The organism is Gordoniibacillus kamchatkensis, from assembly GCF_000829455.1.
Classification (GTDB): Bacteria; Bacillota; Bacilli; order Paenibacillales; family NBRC-103111; genus Gordoniibacillus; species Gordoniibacillus kamchatkensis.
On sequence record NZ_JXAK01000052.1, the window covers coordinates 18,764 to 41,375 of the forward strand.

The 22,612-nt window shown below is 59.0% G+C and carries 18 protein-coding genes and 1 pseudogene; 11 read left to right on the forward strand and 8 right to left on the reverse strand.

Annotated elements, in window-relative coordinates; genetic code table 11:
- Positions 1–53: 53 nt before the first annotated feature.
- On the reverse strand, positions 54–851 hold the full coding sequence (gene asd, locus SD70_RS24410; RefSeq protein WP_041050536.1) for an archaetidylserine decarboxylase: 798 nt from the start codon (positions 849–851) through the stop codon (positions 54–56).
- 152 nt (positions 852–1,003) lie between these two features.
- Between asd and SD70_RS24415 the strand changes: the two genes are divergently transcribed.
- The 4 genes from SD70_RS24415 to trhA all read left to right on the forward strand — a co-directional run bounded on the left by SD70_RS24415 (position 1,004) and on the right by trhA (position 4,315).
- A complete protein-coding gene (locus SD70_RS24415; RefSeq protein WP_041050538.1) occupies positions 1,004–1,297 on the forward strand; it encodes a hypothetical protein in 294 nt (97 codons plus the stop codon).
- 91 nt (positions 1,298–1,388) lie between these two features.
- A complete protein-coding gene (locus SD70_RS24420; RefSeq protein WP_041050539.1) occupies positions 1,389–1,697 on the forward strand; it encodes a DUF485 domain-containing protein in 309 nt (102 codons plus the stop codon).
- 33 nt (positions 1,698–1,730) lie between these two features.
- Positions 1,731–3,254 carry a solute symporter family protein gene (locus SD70_RS24425; RefSeq protein ID WP_041050540.1) on the forward strand — a complete coding sequence of 508 codons (1,524 nt, stop codon included), beginning with the start codon at positions 1,731–1,733 and terminating at the stop codon, positions 3,252–3,254.
- Between the two features lie 422 nt (positions 3,255–3,676).
- Positions 3,677–4,315 (forward strand): PAQR family membrane homeostasis protein TrhA, encoded by a 639-nt coding sequence (trhA, locus tag SD70_RS24430; RefSeq protein ID WP_041050564.1) that lies wholly within the window; start codon positions 3,677–3,679, stop codon positions 4,313–4,315.
- A gap of 68 nt (positions 4,316–4,383) precedes the next feature.
- Here trhA and SD70_RS33905 read toward each other — a convergent pair whose 3' ends face one another.
- Both SD70_RS33905 and SD70_RS24440 read right to left on the reverse strand, forming a co-directional pair.
- Positions 4,384–5,466, reverse strand: a complete 1,083-nt coding sequence (locus SD70_RS33905; protein WP_052487839.1) for a polysaccharide deacetylase family protein — start codon at positions 5,464–5,466, stop codon at positions 4,384–4,386.
- Positions 5,467–5,871: 405 nt separating this feature from the next.
- Positions 5,872–7,038 carry an iron-containing alcohol dehydrogenase gene (locus SD70_RS24440; RefSeq protein ID WP_041050541.1) on the reverse strand — a complete coding sequence of 389 codons (1,167 nt, stop codon included), beginning with the start codon at positions 7,036–7,038 and terminating at the stop codon, positions 5,872–5,874.
- A 265-nt stretch (positions 7,039–7,303) separates the two neighbouring features.
- Between SD70_RS24440 and SD70_RS24445 the strand changes: the two genes are divergently transcribed.
- From SD70_RS24445 to SD70_RS24470, 6 genes are all read left to right on the forward strand, one after another.
- Complete coding sequence (locus tag SD70_RS24445; protein WP_041050542.1) at positions 7,304–8,203, forward strand: WIAG-tail domain; 900 nt, start codon at positions 7,304–7,306, stop codon at positions 8,201–8,203.
- Positions 8,204–8,437: 234 nt separating this feature from the next.
- Complete coding sequence (locus tag SD70_RS33910) at positions 8,438–11,353, forward strand: WIAG-tail domain (RefSeq protein ID WP_052487840.1); 2,916 nt, start codon at positions 8,438–8,440, stop codon at positions 11,351–11,353.
- Positions 11,354–11,570: 217 nt separating this feature from the next.
- On the forward strand, positions 11,571–11,861 hold the full coding sequence (locus SD70_RS24455; RefSeq protein WP_041050543.1) for a hypothetical protein: 291 nt from the start codon (positions 11,571–11,573) through the stop codon (positions 11,859–11,861).
- 22 nt (positions 11,862–11,883) lie between these two features.
- The gene (locus SD70_RS24460; protein WP_041050545.1) at positions 11,884–12,249 is read left to right on the forward strand and encodes a hypothetical protein; all 366 of its coding nucleotides are present in this window, start codon (positions 11,884–11,886) and stop codon (positions 12,247–12,249) included.
- 1 nt (position 12,250) lies between these two features.
- Positions 12,251–12,565, forward strand: coding sequence for a hypothetical protein (locus tag SD70_RS24465; protein ID WP_052487841.1), 315 nt, complete (start codon positions 12,251–12,253; stop codon positions 12,563–12,565).
- A 162-nt stretch (positions 12,566–12,727) separates the two neighbouring features.
- The gene (locus tag SD70_RS24470; RefSeq protein WP_052487842.1) at positions 12,728–13,204 is read left to right on the forward strand and encodes a ferritin-like domain-containing protein; all 477 of its coding nucleotides are present in this window, start codon (positions 12,728–12,730) and stop codon (positions 13,202–13,204) included.
- 68 nt (positions 13,205–13,272) lie between these two features.
- On the opposite strand, the gene SD70_RS24475 is transcribed toward SD70_RS24470, so the two are convergent.
- The 3 genes and pseudogenes from SD70_RS24475 to SD70_RS24485 all read right to left on the reverse strand — a co-directional run bounded on the left by SD70_RS24475 (position 13,273) and on the right by SD70_RS24485 (position 18,659).
- Entirely contained in the window at positions 13,273–14,265 is a 993-nt protein-coding gene (locus tag SD70_RS24475) for a ketoacyl-ACP synthase III (protein ID WP_041050547.1), read from the reverse strand.
- A gap of 727 nt (positions 14,266–14,992) precedes the next feature.
- Positions 14,993–16,935, reverse strand: a pseudogene (locus SD70_RS24480) (ABC transporter ATP-binding protein).
- On the reverse strand, positions 16,932–18,659 hold the full coding sequence (locus SD70_RS24485) for an ABC transporter ATP-binding protein (protein ID WP_041050549.1): 1,728 nt from the start codon (positions 18,657–18,659) through the stop codon (positions 16,932–16,934). Before SD70_RS24485 ends, SD70_RS24480 begins: the two are co-directional and overlap by 4 nt.
- Before the next feature lie 156 nt (positions 18,660–18,815).
- Here SD70_RS24485 and SD70_RS24490 point away from each other — a divergent pair, with 156 nt between their 5' ends.
- Positions 18,816–19,694, forward strand: coding sequence for an AraC family transcriptional regulator (locus tag SD70_RS24490; RefSeq protein ID WP_041050551.1), 879 nt, complete (start codon positions 18,816–18,818; stop codon positions 19,692–19,694).
- Between the two features lie 914 nt (positions 19,695–20,608).
- On the opposite strand, the gene SD70_RS24495 is transcribed toward SD70_RS24490, so the two are convergent.
- Entirely contained in the window at positions 20,609–21,637 is a 1,029-nt protein-coding gene (locus SD70_RS24495) for an anthranilate phosphoribosyltransferase (RefSeq protein WP_041050552.1), read from the reverse strand.
- Positions 21,634–22,302 carry an ANTAR domain-containing response regulator gene (locus SD70_RS24500; protein ID WP_082053628.1) on the reverse strand — a complete coding sequence of 223 codons (669 nt, stop codon included), beginning with the start codon at positions 22,300–22,302 and terminating at the stop codon, positions 21,634–21,636. The genes SD70_RS24495 and SD70_RS24500 overlap by 4 nt, the downstream gene beginning before the upstream one ends.
- Positions 22,303–22,612 lie beyond the last annotated feature (310 nt).

Here is a 22,612-nt window from a genome sequence, read left to right on the forward strand (position 1 = left end):
AAAAACTTCCGCTTAACGCGGCCGCTCCTCTTCCAAGTTATTACGCTACGCTATCAGTTTTTCTCATGTCTAATCAGGCGGCCCAGCGCTTCGCCCATTTTGACGCGGGAGCCGACCTGCAAATCCGGCCGCGGCTCGAAAATGCCGTTCTCCGTCAGCAGTACGACGGTCGAACCGAACTCGAAGTAAGCGAGCTCGCCGCCGCGCTCGACGCGCTGCGGGCGGGGCTCGACGTAGCGAATCGAGCTGACGTTCAGCGCTCCGACTTTGACGACGGCAATTTCACCGGCTTTTTCGCGCAAAAACGTAATGAGGCGCTCGTTGCGGGATAGGACGCGGCGCATATGCGTAAGCCCGAACTCATTCACGGGATACACTTTGCCCGGCACGTGCTCCGTTTCAAGAATGTCGCCTGTTGCCGGCGAGTGGATGCGGTGATAGTCGGTCGGACTTAAATACAGCACGAAGCAGAAGCCATGCTTATAATTGACGACGCGCGGCGAATGGTTGAGCAGCTCCTCGACCGAATAATCCTGGCCTTTTACGTTTAGCACGGCTCCTTCGTGAATCGGACCCATGCCCGTGATCAGGGCGTCGACGGGACTGACGAGCTGTTCTGTGTCCGGATCGATCGGGCGCAATCCGGGCTTCAGCCGGCGCGTAAAAAATTCGTTGAGCGATCCGTATTCGTGCAGCGGCTTTTCCGCTTCCTCGATGCGAATGTTGTAGGCTGCCGCAAAGCGGGGAACGAAGCCGCGGCTCAGCCTCGATTTGGCGAGCGAGCCGGTCAGGCGCGACACCCACTTGCGCGAGGACAGCTCGGTCATGAGTCGGTACAAAGATTTGGCCATGATGCTTGCGAAGTCTCCTATTCCTGTATCGTATACGTGACGTTCTCCGCTTATCTTCCCACAGAAGCGCGTACAACGCAACCGCCGTTTTGGCGCCGAATTCGCATGAAAACAAAGCTGTAAGCGCAAGATGAGGGGAGAGGTGACAATTCGTGGCAATTTGGATCGCGATTTGCGCGGCTGCGGCTCCGGCGTTCATGCTCGTGGCTTCCTGGGGATTTCCGGCGCTTCGCGGCTGGATCGAGGGGGCGGCGCTCGCCTGCGCCTTTTTGTTCGCCGTGCTAACAGCCACCTATGTGGTAAGCGTACTGGACCGTGGGGTTATGCCGGTACAAGACCTGCGTCCGCTTTTGTCGAACCGGTGGTGGCAGGCGTCAGCCGCCTACTTGGCCATTTACGGCATTTACAAGCTGGCGCTCGGCTGGCTGCAGCTGTTTCGCGAATAACCAATTTTTCTGTTCTTTTTTGAGCGGGATGACCTATACATAGTAAAAAGAGTTGTAAGCGCTTACTAATTTGATGTGACGGAGGTATTGTATGCAGAGAAAAGCCGTTAACTATACGGACATTGCAAAGTCCGGCAAGTTCCGGGAGCTGCTCAGACAGAAGCGCAAGTTTCTCGTGCCGATGACTGTCTTTTTCTTTGCCTTCTATTTTCTGCTTCCGATTTTGACGTCTTACACGACGTTCCTTAACGCTCCGGCACTCGGCCCGGTTTCCTGGGCGTGGCTGTTTGCCTTTGCGCAGTTCATTATGACTTGGGCGCTCTGCATCGTCTATTCCCGCCGCGCCGTCAAGTTCGACGCGCTCATTCAAGAGGTAAAGCGCGAGCAAGGGCTTCGTTGATAACGCAATTTGATCCGATACGGAGGTTGTCATATGAATTCCGCATTCCTGTTGTTTTTGGCCATCGTGGTTGTGACGCTCGTCATTACGTACTATGCTTCGCGCAAAACGAAATCCGCGAATGAGTTTTATACGGCGGGCGGCGGCCTTACCGGGTGGCAGAACGGGCTCGCTATCGCCGGCGACTACATGTCTGCCGCCTCGTTCCTCGGCATCGCCGGGACGATTGCGCTTTCCGGGTTCGACGGCTTTTTTTACAGCATCGGTTTCCTCGTCGCATATCTTGTCGTGCTGTATCTCGTGGCGGAGCCGCTGCGCAACCTCGGCAAATATACGATGGCCGACATGATTGCCGCCCGTTTCGACGACAAAAAGGTGCGCGGCGTCGCGGCGATCAATACGGTCGTCATCTCTACCTTCTATATGATAGCGCAGCTTGTCGGCGCAGGTTCCCTCATCAAGCTGCTGCTCGGCTGGGACTACTGGCTGTCGGTGCTTGTCGTCGGCCTGCTCATGACCGTATACGTCGTGTGGGGCGGGATGCGGGCGACGAGCTGGGTGCAAATCATCAAGGCGGTTTTGCTGATGGGCGGGACGTTCATTTTGTCCGTTATCGTGTTGTCGAAGTTTCATTTCAGCATCTCCGACATGTTCGAGCAGATGAAAACGGCAACACCGCTGAAGGAAAAGTTTCTGAACCCGGGCAACAAGTACAAAGTGCCGCTCGACACGCTGTCGCTCAACCTCGCGCTCGTGCTCGGCACAGCCGGCCTGCCGCATATTCTGATCCGCTTCTTCACGGTGCGCGACGCCAAAACGGCGCGCAGCTCGGTCGTAAACGCCACGTGGCTGATCGGCATCTTTTATGTCATGACCGTATTCCTCGGCTTCGGAGCGGCGGCCTTCGTCGGCTACGACGCCATTACGGCGGCGGACAAAGGCGGCAACATGGCTGCGCCGCTGCTCGCCAAAGCGCTGGGCGGCGACTTCTTCTTCGCTTTTATTTCCGCCGTCGCGTTCGCCACCATTCTCGCCGTCGTCACGGGGCTTGTTCTGTCGGCCGCATCGGCGTTTGCGCATGATTTCTACAGCCACATCGTGCGCGGCGGCAAAACGACGGAGAAAGAGCAAATGAGCGTAGCGCGCTGGGCGGCGGTCGGCGTTGCGGTGCTGTCCATCGTTTTGGCGTTCGCCGCCAGCAAGCTGAATGTGGCGTTTCTCGTATCGGTGGCGTTTGCCATCGCGGCCAGCGCCAATTTGCCGGTCATTTTGTTCACGGTTTTTTGGCGGCGGTTCAACACGGCCGGGGCGGTGACCGGCATGCTGGCCGGGCTGATCAGCGCGCTGCTGCTCGTGGCGGCGAGCCCGAGCGTCTGGAACGTGAAGGAGGGCGCGGCCATCCTCACCGGGCAGCCGTGGTTCCAGCTGGCGAATCCGGGCATCGTGTCGATCCCGCTTGGCTTTATCGGCGCCGTCGTCGGCACGCTGCTGTCGAAGAAGCGGGCGGACGCGAGGAAGTTCGAGGAAATTGTCGTGCGCGCGAATACGGGGTTGTAACGGAGCAACCCAGTACTGCAAAAGCATCCGGATATCGGGGCAACCCCTCGCCGGACGCTTTTTGTGCTATGCAATCACGAGAATTAGCGTATTCTTGACTCTAACGAACATGAGAAACCTTAATCGATCAGGATAAAGCGATTCTGTATGAAAACCAGATCTATATAGTTTGCTGAGTTCGTTAGAAAATGTAAACCCGCGATTTGGTGTTCAATAGCGTTACCTGTGTTCGTTGTGACATTAGACGGGGGACGAGCAGCTCCTTTTGTCCGCATAGATTTGATGCATGGCTTTGCCACGGGGTCTTTGAAGCATTTCCTATGTCGTTGTGGTAAAAAATTGATTCAAGCCTTACTTTTTTGCCGGCGGCAGGAAACTGCGTTACAATGAAAAGAAAGGCTATCACGAAAGCAGGGATTCATATCGCTACTACGCATACGTATACGCGGCAGGAAGAGCTGGTGAACGCGATCACGCATGGCTTTGGCGCTCTGCTCAGCATCGCCGCTCTCGTGCTGCTCATTATTTTCTCCAGCCTGTATGGCACCGCGCTGCACGTTGTCAGCTTTACGATTTTCGGCGCGACGATGCTGCTGCTCTACTTGGCGTCCACGCTCGTTCACAGCTTCCCCGAAGGGAAGCTGAAAGATTTGTTCGAGATATTCGATCATTCGTCCATTTATTTGTTTATCGCCGGCACCTATACGCCGGTGCTGCTCACCGTCATTCGCGGCGCAACAGGCTGGGTTCTGTTCGGGGTCGTATGGGGCACAGCGGCGCTCGGGCTCGTGTTCAAAGCGTTCCTGACCAAAAAGTTTTTGTTCACTTCGACGCTGCTGTACATTGCGATGGGCTGGCTCATTGTGTTCGCGTGGCGGCCGCTTCTGCTTCATGCTTCGACCGATGAACTCGTATTTTTGCTTGTCGGCGGGGTGCTGTACACGGTGGGCACGGTGTTTTACGTCTGGCGGGGGTTCAAATATCATCATGCGGTATGGCATTTGTTCGTGCTTGGCGGTTCGGTCTTTCATTTCTTCGCTGTTTTGAGCATTGTGATGTAAGGGCCGGTGCTTTTGAAAAAGGAAGCCGTCCTCCCGGGAAGGGGGACGGCTTCCTTTTTTCGCATGCCCTATTCCAACTCGTAATCCCCGAGCTTTACAAAGCGGAGCCCTTTTTGGCGCAGCTCGGGGATTGCCAGCTTCATGCCGGCGGCCGTATCTTTGGAAGGCTGATTCATATGTGCGATGACGATGGAGCCCGGCTTTGCTTTACCGAGCGCTGCCTCGATCTGCTTGGCGGAAAACGTGGCGCCTGCGTCGCCGAGCACGTCGAAGCCGATCGCTTGCATACCGAGGTCCTCGACAATGCGTACGGCGACGTCGTCGTAGTAGGCCGTTCCGGTGCGGAACAGCTTCGGCCTGCGGCCGGTCAGCTTCTCGATGAGGAGCGCGTTGTCGAGCGCCTCGTCGATCACCTCGCGCGGCGAGCGGGTACCGGCAATGCCGTATGCCGACTTGCCGTTTACGGACAACGGCCTGTGCGCCGTACCGTGATTCTCGATTTCGAACAGCGGATTTGCGGCCAGTGCTTTGAACGTATCCGGATTCGCGGCGAGCCAGCGGCTGTTGATGAACAGCGTCGCCGGAACGTTCTCCTGAACGAGGTAATCGATCAGCTTCGCGTCGTAGCCGCTTCCGTGCGGGCCGCCGTAGGCGTCGAACGTGAGTGCGACGACTTTCTCGTCCGTCTTGAGGCGGCGCTTGACGCCCGTGACGCGTTCGCCCCACTCGCGAGGGACGGCTTGCGCGTATTTGCGGGCGAGCTCCGCCCGCGCTTCCGCTGACAAGTAGGCGGAGGCACTTTCCGCCGCAGGCATGGGCGCCGCTGCGCCTTGCTGCGGAGGCGTTGCCGCCGGCCCCGGCGACGCGGAGCCGCTTTGCGGCACAGCGGTGCCGGGCGGGGTCGGGGTCGGCGGCTGCGCGCCCCCTCCTGGCGATGGCGCAGCTCCGCCGTATGGCTGCGCGCTTTCCGCTGGCTGCGGCGCTGCTCCGCCGGGCGTTTGGGGCGCCCGCGCACAGGCGGCGGTTGCCGCCAATGCGATGACGGCCATGGCCGTCAGCAGCATTTTGCCTATTGTGCGGGCCGCAGCCGGTTGCAAGTCCGCGCCGCCGCAGCGCTCCTCGTCCCCGCCATCGGAAATCGACTCGAACATGTGCGCGAACTCCTTTCGCAAAAGCTTAGCGGAATATCGTTCCGTTATTCGGCCAGTGGATCGCGACAAGTCACCCAATAGCGGAATATCGTTCCGTTATTCTGCCAATGGATCGCGACATTCATGCAATAACGGAATACCGTTCCGTTATTCGGCACCGCGATGGCGTCAGATGCGGAAATTTCGGGTCAAACGAGGCAAATAACGGAACGTGCTTCCGCTATTTTGGGGAAATATCGGGAAATTGACCGATTAACGGAACTATATTCCTTTAATGCAGCTCTCACAGCACGCGCCAATCGCTCCGGCTTCAGCCAGGGCATCACGTCTTGTCGCAAACGAAGCCGCACCGCCTGCCGCCCCGTTTCGGCGAACCTGTGCTATGCGCCCTCGCACTTTCCGCCGTTACAGGCACATTTCGAGAATAGCGCGTACATCGTCTTTGCCGAGCTTCTTGAACGAGCCGATCGGCCCGAAGCGGACAGCTTCTTCGGCCATCCGGTCGAGCGATTCGGAACCGATGCCGACGTCGGCGAGCCGGGCGGGAGCGCCGATGCTCGTAAAGAAGGCGCGCGTTGCCTCGATGCCGGCGAGCGCCATCTCATCGTCCGTGCGGCCGGCCCGCTCGATGGCCCAGACGCGCTCGGCATACTGGACGAAACGGTCGATGCGCTCCTTATACACGTATTTCATCCAGTTCGGAAACACGATGGCGAGCCCGGCTCCGTGCGCAATGTCGTAAATCGCGCTAATTTCGTGCTCGATCGCATGCGAAGCCCAATCGTTTTCCATGCCGACGGAAATCATTCCGCCGTTCAAGGCGTACGTTCCGCACAGCATCAAGTTGGCGCGGGCATCGTAGTTTTCGGGCTCGCGCACGGCAATCGGCGCGTTTTCGACAACCGTCTGCAAAATCGACTCGCAAAGCCGTTCCTGCAGCGGCGTGCCGGTCGTTTTGCTGAAATATTGCTCGAACACGTGCGACATCATATCGACGCTGCCGTACGCCGTCTGGTTCGCCGGCACCGTGAACGTAAGCTCCGGAGCGAGGATGGAGAACTGCGGATAGGCGTGAATCGAGCCGAACGAGCGCTTTTGTTTCTCCTCCCAGTTCGTAATGACGGCGTTGCCGTTCATTTCCGAGCCTGTTGCCGACAGCGTCAATACGGTGCCGAGCGGCAACGCCTTCTCGATCCGGGCGCGGCGCATGCAAAAGTCCCATACATCCCCTTCGTACGGTACGCCGACGGCGATTGCCTTGGCAGCATCGATAACGCTGCCGCCGCCGACCGCGAGAATGAACTCGACACCGTGCCGCCGGCACAATTCGATGCCTTTATGAACGGTGGACAAGCGCGGGTTCGGCTCTATCCCGGCCAGCTCGTGGACGGCCATGCCGGCGGAGCGAAGCTGCGCCATCACCTTGTCGTACAGACCGGTCTGCTTGATGCTGCCTCCGCCGTATACGAGCAGCACCGACTTGCCGTAACCGGCTATGTTGGAGCCGAGCTGATCGACCGCGTTTCGGCCGAAAATCAGTTGCGTCGGGTTATGGAAGCGAAAAGAGTTCATTGTACGCCCTCCTTCAATTATCGAGCTATGGAATGGCGCTCAGCCATCCGCCATTTAGCATACCCTTCCCCTCGGCAAATTTCAAACGGCCGCTGCCAACGTCTCTGTGCAGCTGCCTATACGAGCGGTTTTGAGGCCGCATAAGATAGGGGGATGAGATGAGCTCCCTTCCGCCTGTTTCGCGCAAGCGAACGCCGCAAGAAGAGCACATCGCCTGTTCGCGCAGGCGGGAAACGCATCGTGTTTCCGGAAAGGAGAAACTCGTATGAGCAAGCCACGCAAACCGCGTACGTTAGGGACGGGAAAGTTTGTCGACCCGCTAGTGAACGAGCTTGATTGGTTGGACGACGAGGCGGAGGTGCCGATTCGGATCGACGGCGAGCCGAAGACCCGATCCCGCAAACCGGCTGCCAAAACGCCGCTGGCAAAGAAAACGAATAAACGAAAGAACGATCCCTCCGCCAAAATTAATGTGAGCGACGGCATGGCCGCTGCCGTGGCGAAGCAAAGCCGCCGTGCGGCGCAGTCGGCGCCGCTCTTGCTTATCGACAAGCCGAAGCCCCGTTACCGGAGAAACGCTTCCTGGTTCGGACAATTGCTCGGTTTCGACCGCTGGACGGACCAGCGCGCCAGCGGATTCTCCGACGTCTTACAATCGTTCCAGCTTGGGCTGGACGGCGTCCTGAAAAGCGGCGAGGAACTTCGCATCGTTTCGCCGCGGCACCACCCGGTCGTCATCGATGTCGTGCCGGAGGAGCATACGGAAATACCCGTAAGCATTAAAAATGAAGCGCCGGCGGATACGGCGACAGAGCCGGAATTGCACGATGCGCCGCCGCAAGAGCAGGCGGATTTCGCGGAAGCGCAGCCTGTTCCAGGGCCGGATAGCGCCGACGCTTCTGCTTCCTCAGCGCATTACTTGCAGCAGTACGGGCTAGTCCCGTTCCGTTTCACTCCGTTCGATCGCTGCCTTGACATCTACGTCACGTTCGATGAGCCGTTCCAAGACGACGGCTATGCGCTTGTAGCGACGACGAACGAACCCGGCTGCCGTACGGTCATCGTAAGCAAGGCGCGGGAGAGCGCGGTCGTTCGGCTGCTTCGCGATACGCCGGCGCCGCACTTGAGCGGCGAAATGAACTGGATCGCTCTCGGCGATCAATAGCGGTGTCTTAAGCTTGATGCCGGCTTCACTGCCCGATATCGGGCTTTTCTTTTGCTCGCACCCCGGTACCGCTGTCCGGGCGCTAAGCAGGAGGAGCAACGGCGAGCCATGTGCCGGACGTCCTTCGGCCAGCTTAACACCTAGGTACTCGCACATTTTGGCGCGGAACGGCAACTGCCCTAGGGACATTCGCATATGTTGTCAGTGACAAACATCTCGGGGAAGGGGCCCATTATGAAAAAACGAAAAAGATTCCAATATTTGGACGCCCGCACGAATGAACTGAAGTACATCCACGACAAGGAAAGATCAGCAGTCCGCTTGACGGGGAAAACCGCGCAGAGCGGCAAAGAGGCGGCGGACAAGAAAGGGCAGAGAGCGAACGCGAGCGATGAGCCGAAAGCGGTGGATGCCAAACTATCAGCGAAACCGGTCCAGACACCGGCCGCCGCCGCCAGCAAACCCGCGGAAGCGGAAGCCATTCCGGCGATCAAGCCGGCAACCGCCGTCAAGCCCCCGTCTGCCGTCAAGCTGCCGTCTCCGCTGCTGCTGCTGTCGGAACGCAAATCGGCGAAACCGTCCGCCGTCGTCTACACCGACGATCTCGTCGATGAAGCCGTAACGGAGGAAAAGCTGGCCAATCGGTCGATTGACGAGCGCAAAATCAAGCCGTACAGCATTGGCGCAAGAGCGATCATGGATTTGTCGATCGATCATACGAAGCTGGCCGACTCCAGCGTCACGCGAAGCAAAATCGCCCGGGGCGCGGTCAACAACGAACATATTGCCGAGCTTTCCATCGACGGCGAGAAGCTGCGCGACCGTTCGGTGTCAGGCGACAAGCTGATTGAGAACAGCATTACGTCCGACAAGCTGGCCGACAAAACGATCGATGCCGTCAAAATCGCACCCGGCGCCATTCAATCGATTCATCTCGCTCCGCTGGTCGTAACGAGAGATCTGCTGGACGACCAAGCCGTCGACAGCGTTAAAATCAAGAGCGGAGCCGTCGGTTCCGTGCAACTGGCGAACGGCGCGGTCGATACGGCGAAGCTTGCCGATTCGGCGGTCGCTGCCGTCAAGCTGGCCGATGGGGCCGTTACCGCCGAAAAGCTTGCTGAAGGCTGCATCGGCAGCGTACATTTGCAGGACGGCAGCGTCAAGTCCCATCATCTCGGGGTGGATCAAGTACTGGAGCATCACATCGCCCCGGGACAAATCGGGAGCGCACATCTCGCGCATGCCTCCGTGCTTTCCTATCATTTGGCCCCGGGCTTGATCAGCGGCGATAAGCTCGCTGCGGGCATGATACGGGCCGAGCACATTCCGGTGGAGACGATTGAAGGATACCATCTCGCCGATTCGATTATATCCGAGGAGCATCTCGCCGACGGCGCCGTAACAGCGGCGAAAATCGCCGAAGAGGCGATAGGGACGCGGCACTTGGCGCGGGGGGCGATCACCTCCGAGGCGATCGCCGAGGGCGCGGTCGGGACGGCGCAATTGGCCCCGGGCTCGGTCGGCGGCAATGAACTGATGGCCAAAGCCATTACCTCAGCTCATATTGCCGACGGCGCGCTGCGCGGTTCGCATTTGGCCGCGGGCACCATCGGCACGCAGCAGCTGCAGGAGCAGGCGGTCACCACCTGGACGCTGCGCGACGAAGCAGTAACTGCGGATAAAATCGCCCCGGGAGCGATCCGGAAGCAGCATATCGCCGACGGGGTAATTGGGGCGAACCAACTGGCGCCGAGCTCGGTCAGCGGCGACAAGATCGCCAAACGAAGTATCGGCAGTGCCCATCTCGTCCCCGGAGCCGTGCAGGCAGAGCATATTCAGGATCAGGCCATTACGGCCCAACTGCTGCGCGATAAATCGATCCCCGGCGAGAAGCTGCTGCCAGGGGCGATTGGCTCGCAGCATGTGGCCGGCGGAGCGATCGGCTCGGAGCATATCGGCAAAAGCGCCATCTCCGCCATCCACATCGCGAAGGAGGCCATCGGATCGAAGCATATTGGCGAGGGCATTATTGGACCGCAGCATTTGAAAGATCAGGCGATCGATACGCCTCTGCTGCGCGATGCAGCCGTCACTTCCGCCAAGCTGGCAGCGGGCTCCGTACAGAGCGAGCATGTCGCACGAGGAGCAATCGGTTCCGCCCATTTGGCGGAATGCGCCGTTACCGCTGAACGCATTGCGCCGGAATCGGTCGGAGCCGCCCACATTCGCAGCGGCAGCCTGACAACGGAGCATTGCGCCCCGGGAGCTATTAGCGGCAATGTGCTACAGGACGGATCTGTAACGGGGGCCAAGCTGGCGCCTGGCTCGATACAGCGTCTGCATTTGACGGATGGCATCGTCTCGACCAAAGAACTGGCGGTTCATGCTGTTACTACCCACGTGCTGGCTCCCGAATCGGTGTCCGGGGATAAACTGACGGACGCCGCCGTAACGGCTTCGAAACTGGCGGCCGGCTCCATAACAAGCGACAAACTGGTACCGAACTCCATCGAGGCGAAGCATATGCAGGACGGCTCGATTGAGACGCGCCACCTCCAGCCGCAGGCAATCACCGCAGATAAGCTGGCGGCCGGAGCTGTAAGCACCGATACGCTGCAGCCGGCGTCAGTCACGTCCGAGAAGCTGGCTGACGGCAGCGTCAGCAGCAGCAAGTTAGCGGCCCGCGCCGTGCAAGGCGACCATCTTGCGCCGGAGTCGGTAGAATCGCTGCACATTCGGGACGGGGCCATTCAGCCCCGGCACCTGGGTGAACTGCGGCTCACCGGCGAACGCATTGCGGACGGCAGCATTACCGCCGGCAAGCTGGCGGAAGGCGCGGTCGACGAGTCGAAGCTCACGTTTGCGCCCGTGCAGGCGGCTGCCGGTTCGCCGGCTGCACTGCAACTGGCGGGGAGCGTATCGTTCGAACTGCAGGTGGAGGAGGCGGAGGTCAGCGTCGAAGTGAAGCTGCCCGAACCGTTCGCGGATGACACTTACGTGATCGTAGCCATGACCGATCGCTCCGACTGCTTCGCTTCGCTCGAAGCGAAAGGACGGGATGCTGCAATGCTGCGCGTCGCCAGGCTTCGGCCGGGAGCGGACGCGGCGCAAGGCATGCTGCATTGGATCGCTTTTGGCTTGAAGATGTAACCAATTGGGCTTCCTGCGAAAATAGCAGCCCGACATGACGGCCGCGCTGCGGCCGTCTTTTCCATGAACAGGAAGTTGCGAGCTTTGTGACGCCGCGCCGTCGCTTGAAATGCAGCCGTTGTACTGGAAAAAACGCCAGCGCCTTACTGGTACCGGGTTGCCGGGAAACGCATAAATTGAAGAGATCGATTCATTGAAGAAGCAGGGAGGAACAGCCGTGCAGCGCGAAATTTCGGCCGCCATAGCCCATCTGTCCGAATCGCAGCGGGAGGCCGTTCGGATTATGGAGGCGGAGAAGCATGTCGTTTGCCATATGTCCGGCCTTATCGCACATATGCCCGACGAGTTGCCGTTCGACGGTGAACTTCAGGAAATCGTCGAGAACGCTTCAATTGTGACGAAAAGCGTAACCGCGTATTTGAACAGTCTGGCCGAACTGGAGGATGCGCTTGTCATCCATTTGGAACTGGCGCTCAAAGAGCTGAGCGAGCCGAGCCATGACGAATAGCGGCGGGAGGAGGAATCGGCGTTTGAGCAGGGAACATTCGCTGCGCAAAATCTTGCATTCGGTGACAAGATTTCAGGAAGAGGTCGCGGATATTTTGGGGGCGAAGGCGACGGAAGCGGAAAAAGTGCGCAACTGGATTACGCTGCACATGCTGCCTCACGAGACGGACGATTACGAAGAGCGGCTGAAGCTGACGATGGGCATACACGATCAAATGATCGAAGTCATCGACGGTTTGACGAGGATGGAGTCGTCGCTTGGCCAGCATTTGAAAGTTTTGATCGGGCAGGAGGAGCCGGGCGGCCAGGACGGACCCGAAGGCATCGGCCCTCCCCACGGGCAAGGCGGCGGAGCTGCGATGTACGGCGGCGGCATGGGCGGGAAATAGCATGACACCGGATTTTGAGCGACAGCTGGAGCTGATTAAGTTGGATATGCTCGCATCGCTCGCACGCAGCCAGCGCGCGCTGGCGCGAATCGTCGAGAGTGCAGCCGACGTAGCGGCAGCTTCGCCGGAGACGGCGCTGCGCATAGCCGAGCATGCGGAGGCGCTGGCGCGGTACCAGCGGCAGCTTGCGTTGCGCATCGCCGGCGTGCTGCCCCGCACCGGCCGGCGGCGCTCGCTGCATCCGGCGCCGCCGTGGCTGCGTCGCGGCGTAGCCCGGGCCCGGGCATTTCGGGGGCGGCCGCGGCAGGAGCAATAGCCGCGTAATCGTTTGGCCGACGCCGCCGAAGCCCCCGGCGGGGCAAAAACGGACAAGCCCGTGCCATTTTGTTATCCGGGTAGGCAAGCCGCAAGGCATATACTAAAATACCACCGATTTCCCCGGATGGCGGATCGGTCGACATAAGGAGGAGGATACCGCATGACACAGACGACCTCTCCGTACAAAACATCTCCGGCCCTAGCCGCGAACGGTGCTGTCGCGATGTTTCACTACAGCGATCTGCGCCGTTTTCTGGATCAGCTCGAATGGAGCCTCAGGCAGGAGGCGGCGCTTGTCAGGCTGTACGGCTCGCTGCTCAAGCTTGCGCCCGAGGACGCCTGCTCCAGGCAGCTGCAGGAGCTGCTGGCCGAAGACCGCAAGCATTACGTGCTGCTGGAAGACCTTTTTCGCGAACTGCGCGGCCGGGATCCGTTGGTTCGGCCGGAACCGGCGGAAACTTTCGACTGCTACGAAGACGGCGCGCGCAAGGCGATCGCTATGGCGCTTGAAGCGGCGAAGCGGTACCGCGACACGTATTTGCTGACGCCGAGCCCGCGCGTGCGGGATATTTTTTTCCTGACGATGACCGACGAAACGGACCACGTGGCGCGGCTGTGGCTGTCGCTCCGAAATTGACGCCCGGGCAAAATGTTGCCGCCGCAGCGGCAGGCTGCGGCGGCAACATTTTGGATATAGGGAATCTGTCAGCCCCAGCGCACGATCAGCCCCGCATGAACGAGGCCGCCGCCGAAGCCGTAGAGCAGCAGCAGGTCGCCGGGCTTCACCCGGCCGTCGTCCACGCCAAGCTGCAGTGCCAGCGGAATCGTCGCCGCCGACGTGTTGCCGTAATATTCGTTGCTGCACAGCGTCTTTTCGAACGGAATGCCGGTGCGCTCGCAGATCGATTCGATGATGCGCGTATTGGCGCTGTGCGGAACGAAGCCATCGATGTCGGCGGAGGACAAGCCGGTCCGGGCAAGCAAGGCGTCCACGCCTTTTGGCACCGTCGACACTGCAAATTTGTACACTTCGCGCCCGTTCTGGACAAGCTTGCCGTTGCCGCCGAGCTCTTGCCCGTTCAGCGTTGCGGCGATGCCGGTGCGGTACAGCTGCGGACCGCCGGTCCCATCGGAGCCGAGATGGTGGGCCAGAAACGCGCCTTCGCCATCCGTCTGCTCTACGAGCGCAGCGCCGGCGCCGTCACCGAACAAAATGCATGTCGTTCTGTCTTCGAAGTTGGTAATCTTCGTCAAGGTGTCGGCGGCGATGACGAGAATTTTGCGGTGCAGCCCGGACGTAACGAGCGCGTTGGCGTGATGCAGGCCGTACACGAAGCCGGCGCATGTGGCGTTAAGATCGATAGCTCCGGCAGCGGGGATGCCAAAATGCGCTTGAACGAGGCAGGCGACGCTCGGGAACGGCAAGTCGGGCGTATGCGTAGCTACGATAATATGGTCGACATCGTGGACGGAGACGCCATGGCGGTCGATCATGTTTTGCACGGCGGCGATGCACATATGGCTCGTGTATTCGTCCTCCCGCGCATAGCGGCGCTCTCGGATGCCGGTGCGCTGTACGATCCATTCGTCGTTCGTGTCGACGATACGAGACATGTCGTCGTTCGTTACGATGCGTTCGGGGACGTAGGTGCCGAGCGCGGAAATGCGGGCTTTGGAGACGAATGGGGCGTTTGGCATAGAGGTACTCCTCCCGGAAGTGGGTTATAATCTGGTTTTAGTACTTGGTACTAATATTACGCCTAACGGGGGGAAGTGTCAACGTATATCTTGTCGCGCGGGTGCCGTTTTGTGGCGGCCGGCTCTTAAGTGGAGCGACTTGTAGCTAATGTGCCTTCCGTCAAACTGCGGGCTATTAAATAGCTGGAAAAAGTACCGTAAATGAGAGAAGTACAAGGATATTGGCGGGATTAACTGGAAAAGCTGGCTCTAAAATCCCGTTTGCTCGCAGCAATCCGGGAAAATGGCGAAATTAGCTGCAGGTTTTCCGGTTAGTTGGTCATACAAGGGGAGAGATGGGCAAAAATTCGGGAGATTTTCCAGTTAAAATCTCAGGGAGTAGCTCTCCTTCACTGCGGGTGGGCGATATATCAATGCTTCGGTCGGGCAAAAGAAAGGCTCTCCCATCGGTCATGCGGATGACTGTGGGAGAGCTCTTTTTTGCCATAATGCTTATGGTCTTTCGTCATAAAGCCCATGTTCTCTAATTTGCGGCTGCGACGACGTTGTGTTGGAACAAAAAGGCGAATCATGCGCTTTAGCGCCTAGACGTACGTTCGTAACGACTTTTGTTCTCTCTGCACGGACTTTTCGGTCGCTAAACGAGCGTTTCCGCAAAACGAACCTCGAGCAGCGTCATGAAAGTCGTTAAATACCGAACATGTTCCTAAATGCCTCACCCGCGTACTTACACGGCGTTCTTCTGCGCCTTTCCGCCCGTAAACTGGCTATAGTACAAATCGCTGTAGAAACCGTTCAGCGCGAGAAGCTCGTGATGGGTTCCTTTTTCGATCAAGCTGCCGTGGTTCATGACCAGGATCAGGTCGGCGTCGCGAATCGTCGACAACCGGTGGGCGATGACGAAGCTCGTTCTTCCTTTCATCAGCTCGGCCATCGCCTTTTGGATATAAATTTCCGTTCTCGTGTCTACGCTGCTCGTCGCTTCGTCGAGAATAAGAATCGCCGGGTCGGCGAGAATGGCCCGCGCGATCGTGAGCAGCTGCTTTTGCCCTTGCGACAGGTTGGAAGCTTCCTCGTTCAAAACGGTATCGTACCCGTCGGGAAGCGTCCGGATAAAATGGTCGGCATAAGCCGCCTTCGCCGCCAGAACGATTTCCTGCTCGGTGGCTCCCTGGCGGCCGTAGGCGATGTTGTCCCTGATCGTGCCGTTAAAAAGCCACGTATCCTGCAGCACCATGCCGAACAGGCTGCGCAAATTGCCCCGTTTCATCTCCCTGATATCAACGCCGTCAATCGAGATCCGCCCTCCGTTCGTTTCGTAGAAACGCATTAGCAGATTGACAAGCGTCGTCTTGCCGGCGCCGGTCGGCCCGACAATGGCGACGGTCTGCCCTTGTTTGACGTTGATATTCATATCCTCGATAAGCGGCGCGTCCGCCGTGTAGCCGAATTTGACGTGCTCGAAAGCTACGTTCCCTTGCGGCCGGGCGATTTCCTTGGCGCCGGCTGGCTCCGGAATTTCCTCGGTTTCGTCGAGCAGCTCGAAAATGCGCTCGGCCGAAGCGACGGTCGATTGAATCAAATTTGCCATATTGGCAATTTGCGTAATCGGCATCGTAAATTGCCCCGAATATTGGATGAAAGCCTGGATATCGCCGATCGCGATGGCGCGGGTGGTGACCAAGATGCCGCCGCTACGCTGACGAGCACATAGCCGATATTCCCGACAAACATCATGAGCGGCATAATAATGCCGGAGATGAATTGCGCGCGCCAGCCGGCCTCGTACAGCCTGCCGTTAATTTCGTTAAACCTCTCGATCGATTTGCCCTCGAACCCGAACGCTTTGACGACGCTGTGGCCGGTAAACATTTCTTCCACGTGGCCGTTCAGCTCGCCGAGCGTCTTTTGCTGTGCGGCGAAATATTTTTGCGAGCGGGGGGCGACCTTCTTCGTCACGAAAATGCTGAGCGGCACCGTAAGAATCGTAATGAGAGCAAGCAGCGGACTGATCGTCAGCATCATGACGACAATGCCGAGGAGCGTAATGATCGACGAAATCGTCTGCGACATGCTCTGCTGCAGCGTCGTGCCGATGTTGTCGACGTCGTTCGTGACGCGGCTCAAAATGTCGCCGTGCGTCCGCGAATCGTAAAATTTTAAAGGCAGACGCGCCAGCTTGCCGTTAATTTCGTTCCGCAAATCGAATACGATTCGCTGCGAGACGCCGGCCATAATAAATTGCTGAATGTAGATGAAAATAGAGCTTAGCACGTACAGCCCGGCTAAGACGAGCAATATGTGCGCGATATAGGCGAAATCGATTTTGGCGCCTGCCACGCCGTGCAGCTTCGCCATCGCGCCTTCGAACAGCTTGGTCGTGGCGTCCCCGAGCAGCTTCGGGCTGACGATGCTGAACAATGTGCCGATCACGGCCATCGCGACTACGGCGAGGAGCCGCATGTTATACGGCTTAATGTAGCCGAGCAGCCGGCGCAGCGTTCCTTTGAAATTTTTCGCTTTTTGCACCGGCATCATCATCCCGCCGGGGCCGCCGCCGAACGGGCCTCTGCCGAAGCCGGGTCCGCCGGGTCCGCCGGGTCCGCCGGATCCGGGACCGCCAGGGCCGCCGCCGGGGCGCGGGCTTTGCGCTTTGTTTTGTTCGCTCATGCGATTTCCTCCTCCGACAGCTGCGAAGCTACGATTTCCCGGTATACGCCGCAGCTTCGCAGCAGCTCTTCATGGCTGCCGATACCGGCGATTTGCCCGTCGTCCAGCACGACAATCCGGTCCGCGTCCATAATGGTGCTGACTCGTTGCGCTACGATCAGCACGGTGGCGTCCGCCGTTTCCTTTTTCAGCGCCGCGCGCAGCTTGGCGTCGGTTTTGAAGTCAAGCGCCGAAAAGCTGTCGTCGAACATATAAATGTTCGGCTTCCGCACCAGAGCCCGCGCGATGGAGAGGCGCTGCTTCTGGCCGCCGGACAAGTTGGTGCCGCCTTGCGCAATGACGGAGTCGAAGCCGTCCTGCATGGCGGAGATGAAATCGGCGGCCTGGGCGGTTTCCGCGGCGCGCCTGACCTCTTCGTCCGTGGCCGTCTCTTTGCCGAAACGGATGTTGTCCTTCACGGTGCCGGAGAAGAGGACGGCTTTTTGCGGCACGTAACCGATTTGGGCGCGCAAGCTTTCCTGGCTCATGTCGCGAATATCGACCCCGTCCACGAAAATGTTTCCGCTGTCCGCGTCGTAAAACCGCAGCAGCAAGTTCGCCAGCGTCGATTTGCCGGACCCGGTCCCGCCGATGATGGCCGTCACTTCGCCGGGCCGTGCGCCGAACGAAATGTCGCGGACGGCCGGCTGCTCGGCGCCGGGATAGCTGAACGTCACATGCCGAAACTCCAGAAAGCCCAGCTGCTTCTCCGCCGTCTTCGCATCCGCCCGGTCTTCGATTTCCGGCACGGTATTCAGCACCGCGTTGATTCTGTCGGCGGAAACCGACGCGCGCGGAATCATCATTAAAATCATGGAAAACATCATCATCGAAAACATAATTTGCATGCCGTACTGGATGAACGCCATCAAATCGCCGATTTGGATATGGTTCTGGTCGACGCGAATGCTGCCAAACCACATAATGGCGATGGTGGCAACGTTCATCACCAGCATCATAACAGGCATCATGGACGACATAATTTGGGTCACCTTCACCGCCGTGGCGGTCAGATCCCGATTGGCTTCGTGGAACCGTTCCCGCTCGTGGTCCGTCCGGTTAAAGGCGCGGATGACGCGGATCCCCGTCAAATTTTCGCGCAATACGAGATTGAGCCGGTCCAGCTTGGTTTGCAGCATTTTAAACAGCGGCACGCCTTTGCCGGCAATCAAAAAGAAAGCCCCGGCAATGACGGGAATGACCGCCACCAGCACGAGCGACAGCGCCGCGTCCTTGGAAACGGCCATCACGATGCCGCCGATGCACATCATCGGCGCGCTGACGAACATGCGCAGCATCATGAATAAAACTTGCTGCACTTGCGTGATGTCGTTGGTCGTGCGGGTAATGAGCGAAGCCGTGCCGATGTTGTCGAATTCGTGCAGCGTAAAGCGCTCCACCTGCGAAAACAAGCGGCCGCGAAGCAGTGTGCCGAAGCCCGTCGTCGTGCGGGCCGACGCATAGCCGGCCAGGACGTTGCAAACGGTGCCGGCTGCGGCGACAACGAGCATGAACGCTCCGACTTTCGCAATATACGGGATATCGCCGTGAATGACGCCGGTGTCGATGATGTCGGACATTAATGTAGGGAGATACAGCTGAGAGAGGGACTGCAAAAACATAAGCGCCAACACGACGCCTATAGAGGCGGAGTATGGCTTCAAAAACTTGAACAGCTTGAACACGGTTCATCACCTTCCTTCGGAACAACAGGATACGTTATAAATATAAACCGAATTTAAACGAATTGCGCGAGTTGAATTGACGCATCCGGTCTCCAAGCGGCTTTGTTGTGTTAAAATGAAGCTATATGGCGATAACGGTAGCTGCGAGGAGAGAACATGAATCTCATTCAGCCGATGGATTTGGGACCGCATGCGTTCGCGATGTCATATCGCGGCGAAACGAAAGGCGAGCACTGGGTCAGATTTCACGCCCATCAAGGCGTGGAACTGCTGTACGTGCACGAAGGCTGCGGCTCCGTCACGATGGAGCGCCGCAGTTATCCGCTGCGCCCTGGCATGCTGTTCTGCTTTCAGCCTTATCAGCTGCATAAAGTGGAGGTTCCGGCGCAGGCAGGCGTCCGTTACGTCCGTTCGAATCTTACTTTCGATCCGCGCATCGCCGATTCTTATACCGCTCCGTTCCCGAAGCTGCAGTCTTTTCTGCGGCGCATCTGGAAAGGGGCACTGACGCAGCAAGCGTTCGAGCTCGGTGGCGACGACCGACTGCCGCAACTGCTGGCCAGCTTCGACGAAGCCCGGCGGCAGGCGGCCGGGGATCCGCAGGAAGAGGAGCGGGCGCTGTTTTTGCTTGCGCTGCTGCGCCATTTGCAGCTGCACGTATTCCCTCCGGCCGAGGAAGCCGCGGGCGGCGCCGCGAAAGCGTCCCGTCACGTCGAGCGCATTCTCGACTGGCTGGAGGAGCGGTACGCGCAGCCGTTCGAGCTCGAGGCGATGGCCGCCGAGCTGCATTTGTCGCCTTACCATATTTCGCATTTGTTCAAAAGCCATACCGGCTCGACATTGTCCGAATACATCGCCGCCCGCCGCATTCGCGAAGCTTGCGCCCTGCTGGCCAATACGGACTTGCCGGTGCAGGACATCGGGCGGGAGGTCGGCGGGCTCAGCACGTCGTACTTTTGCCAGCTGTTCAAAAAGCACAAAGGGGTATCGCCGCAAGCGTACCGGGTCGCGGTGCGGAGAGCTTACGAGGCGTAGTGGGCGTAGTTTGAGGATTGCTTTGGAGGCGCTCCAGTTCCAGTATATCGTTCCTAAAGACTACAGGTTGCCGTCGCACAATCCACTGGTCATGTGAGTGAATGGACTACAGGTTCGTTATCTGTGACAAAACGGCGTTTTTTTCGTCGAGGCGGACACAGGAGACGTTATTTCGGGGAATACTGCCTCGTTGCCCGATTGAAGCGCCAAATAGCAGATTCTCTGTCCGCTTCAACCCCCATAGCAGGAAAGAAAGACCGAATAAAGGATTCTCGGTCCGTTTGAGTGCGGCTCTCCGTCGATAGTCTCCGAACGAATATGCGCATGGAAAACCAGTCCAGCGAAAACGCCCGAAGTTCCGGTTGTTGCATGAATGCTCATTCGGGTAACAGGAATCGCTCTTGCAGGCCATAGCGGAACGACGTTCCGTTATAGTGGGCATTTCCCGTTATTTCCCAAAACTAGCGGAACAGCAATCCGTTATTTGCTTGCGAAAGCGTCTATCAGCCTCATATGACCGGTGATTTGACACCGATAGCGGAACAGAAGTACGTTATGTCGGGGAAATCGCTCCGGTTTGGGCGAATAGCGGAATCTGGTTCCGTTATTTTTGTGGGCGGGCGTTTCGGAGGCGGGGAAGAGCGGGGCACATCCTGCCGATAGCGACAAAAAATGGGACATGTCCCGCTTGCCGGGCCATGTCCCATTTTCGCATTCGCTGCATATATCGCTGCGCTCGTTTACGCCACCGCGCCAACGTCGCGCCTTCTCGCCCGTGTACCCCGCCGCACCATGATTGCGGTCACACACCGCACCCACTGCTCACGTCGCCACGCCTGTGGTGCGGCTCCGCGCCGCGGCGCACCTACCACCGTCTCGCTCACTTACGTCGCCTTCCCACCGCGCCCCGCCGCTTATACCGCTGCGCCGGCGAGTGCCGCTTTCCAGCGGTCAAACGCCGCGAGCGCCTTGCCTTCGTCGAGCGCCGCGCGCGCACGGTATATGCCTTCCTCGATCGAGCCGACCTTCTCCCCAATCCAAAGCCGCACCGCGCTGTTGAGCAGCACCATGTTCCAATAAGGCAGCTCCGCTTGCCCGCGCAGCACGGACAACGTCATCTCCGCTTGGCGGGCCGCCGTCCACTCTGCGTCCGGCACTTCGACCTGCAGCTCGTAAAGCTCCGGATCGACGATGAACAGCTCGCTCGCTCCGCCGTGGATCAAATACGTGCGCGTCCGCTTGTCGACGCCGAGGTCTTCCGACCCTTCCATTCCCTGCACGATGATGCCGCGCTCTACGCCGAGATCCATAACGAGCTTTGCCACTTTCTCGAAAACGGTGCCGTGGAACACGCCTGCCGCCATATACGGCGCATCCGAATAGCGCAGCAGCTTTTCCGCCGTGTTGAACACGGTGCGCAGACCGAGCTCCTCGCGGATGCCGCGCAGCTCGGCCAGCGGCGGGCACCACGCTTCGGACGGCACGTACAGGAAGCCGGACACATCTGCGGCGGCTGCGAGCGTGTCGGCGGCGGCCGCTTCCACGGCGGCTCCGAGCTCGCGAAGCACGTCCGGCAGCGTTACGCCCCACTTCGGCGGCAGCGCGGCGCTGCCGTGCAGCGTCGCCGGCAGGCCGTTTGCCGCCAGCACGAAAGCGGTCGGCAGCGTCGCCATGAACGAGCGCGTCCGCCCGTCGTACGGGCCGGCGCAGTCGAAGCCGCCCGCCATCCGGTGCAGCTGGGCGCGCTCGCGCAGCGCATCGATGAAGGCGCGCAGCTCGTCAAGCGACTCCATTTTGATGCGTTCCGCCACGAGGAACGCCCCGATCTGCGCCGGCGTAGCCCCGCCGGTTACGATCAGCTCAGCCGCCCGGCGCGCTTCCTCGTACGTGAGATCGCGGGCGCCGCGCTTGCCCCGGCCGACTTCTTTCAACAGATTGATCATCTTTTGCGCCCTCCCTTGCTGTTCTGATCCTGCAGCAGCTGATACACTTTCACGATCGACGTGGCGACGTCGACCATCCGCTTGCGTTCGTTCATCGCCTGCTTGCGCAGGAAATCGTAAGCTTCGGCTTCGGATATCCCTTTAATCTCGCACAAAATGCCTTTCGCCTGATCGATCCACTTGCGTTCCTCGAGGCGCGACAGGAGCTGCTCCCGCTCCTGCAGCCATTCGCGCCGCTGCAGAAAATGGTTGAAGCCGATCAGCAGCGAGGCGTGCAAATCGATAGCGGACATGTTTGCCGACAGCAAGCCGTCCAGTTCTACATCGAGCTTGCACTCCTGGCTCGGGAATGTCAAGTCGTCGCACCAAAGCAGCACCGGCACAGGGCGCAAGGCGAGCACTTTTTTGCGCCACGCGGCGAGTCCTTCGGCCGGCACGGAGAGCAGCGCGGCATCCGCGGCCTCGAGCTGTGCGGCGAACTCGCGCGGCTCCGCGGAAGCGGCGATGACGCGCAGCCCCAAATCGCGCAGCTTCTTCTCCGGTACCGTCTCCGCGGCGCCGGAGTCAGGTCCGGCGGCGTCTTCGCCATCGGAGTCGGCGGGAGCCGGGGCGAAGCGCGTGCGCACGTCCCGATATTCGTCAACGAGCAAAAACGTTTGGATCATGTCACAACCCCCACAAGCAAAATGAAACGGAGCATGGCATGGCGCCGCATAAATTTCACTGCTCATGTTATGTTTTATAACAATAAATATAACACGACGACTTAAGAATTGTCGATTACCGATTTGACACGAGCCAAAATCAAAATTTGTGTTATGTTTATTGACACAAACAACGTTCCCGCATATAATGACCGTAACGAGGCTCACAAGGGAGTGAGCTCTTCCCAAACCTGAAACGTCGACACACTGTTGTGTCAACACGGCAATGAAGCCTGTCTGTTTACGACGATCGCGCTGCGGCGGTCTTGCG

Coding starts and splice junctions, on each gene's coding strand:
- asd (WP_041050536.1), bottom strand. CDS start 851: ATGGCCAAATCTTTGTACCGACTCATGACCGAGCTGTCCTCGCGCAAG.
- SD70_RS24420 (WP_041050539.1), top strand. CDS start 1,389: ATGCAGAGAAAAGCCGTTAACTATACGGACATTGCAAAGTCCGGCAAG.
- SD70_RS24425 (WP_041050540.1), top strand. CDS start 1,731: ATGAATTCCGCATTCCTGTTGTTTTTGGCCATCGTGGTTGTGACGCTC.
- SD70_RS33905 (WP_052487839.1), bottom strand. CDS start 5,466: ATGTTCGAGTCGATTTCCGATGGCGGGGACGAGGAGCGCTGCGGCGGC.
- SD70_RS24440 (WP_041050541.1), bottom strand. CDS start 7,038: ATGAACTCTTTTCGCTTCCATAACCCGACGCAACTGATTTTCGGCCGA.
- SD70_RS24445 (WP_041050542.1), top strand. CDS start 7,304: ATGAGCAAGCCACGCAAACCGCGTACGTTAGGGACGGGAAAGTTTGTC.
- SD70_RS33910 (WP_052487840.1), top strand. CDS start 8,438: ATGAAAAAACGAAAAAGATTCCAATATTTGGACGCCCGCACGAATGAA.
- SD70_RS24465 (WP_052487841.1), top strand. CDS start 12,251: ATGACACCGGATTTTGAGCGACAGCTGGAGCTGATTAAGTTGGATATG.
- SD70_RS24470 (WP_052487842.1), top strand. CDS start 12,728: ATGACACAGACGACCTCTCCGTACAAAACATCTCCGGCCCTAGCCGCG.
- SD70_RS24475 (WP_041050547.1), bottom strand. CDS start 14,265: ATGCCAAACGCCCCATTCGTCTCCAAAGCCCGCATTTCCGCGCTCGGC.
- SD70_RS24490 (WP_041050551.1), top strand. CDS start 18,816: ATGAATCTCATTCAGCCGATGGATTTGGGACCGCATGCGTTCGCGATG.
- SD70_RS24495 (WP_041050552.1), bottom strand. CDS start 21,637: ATGATCAATCTGTTGAAAGAAGTCGGCCGGGGCAAGCGCGGCGCCCGC.
- SD70_RS24500 (WP_082053628.1), bottom strand. CDS start 22,302: ATGATCCAAACGTTTTTGCTCGTTGACGAATATCGGGACGTGCGCACG.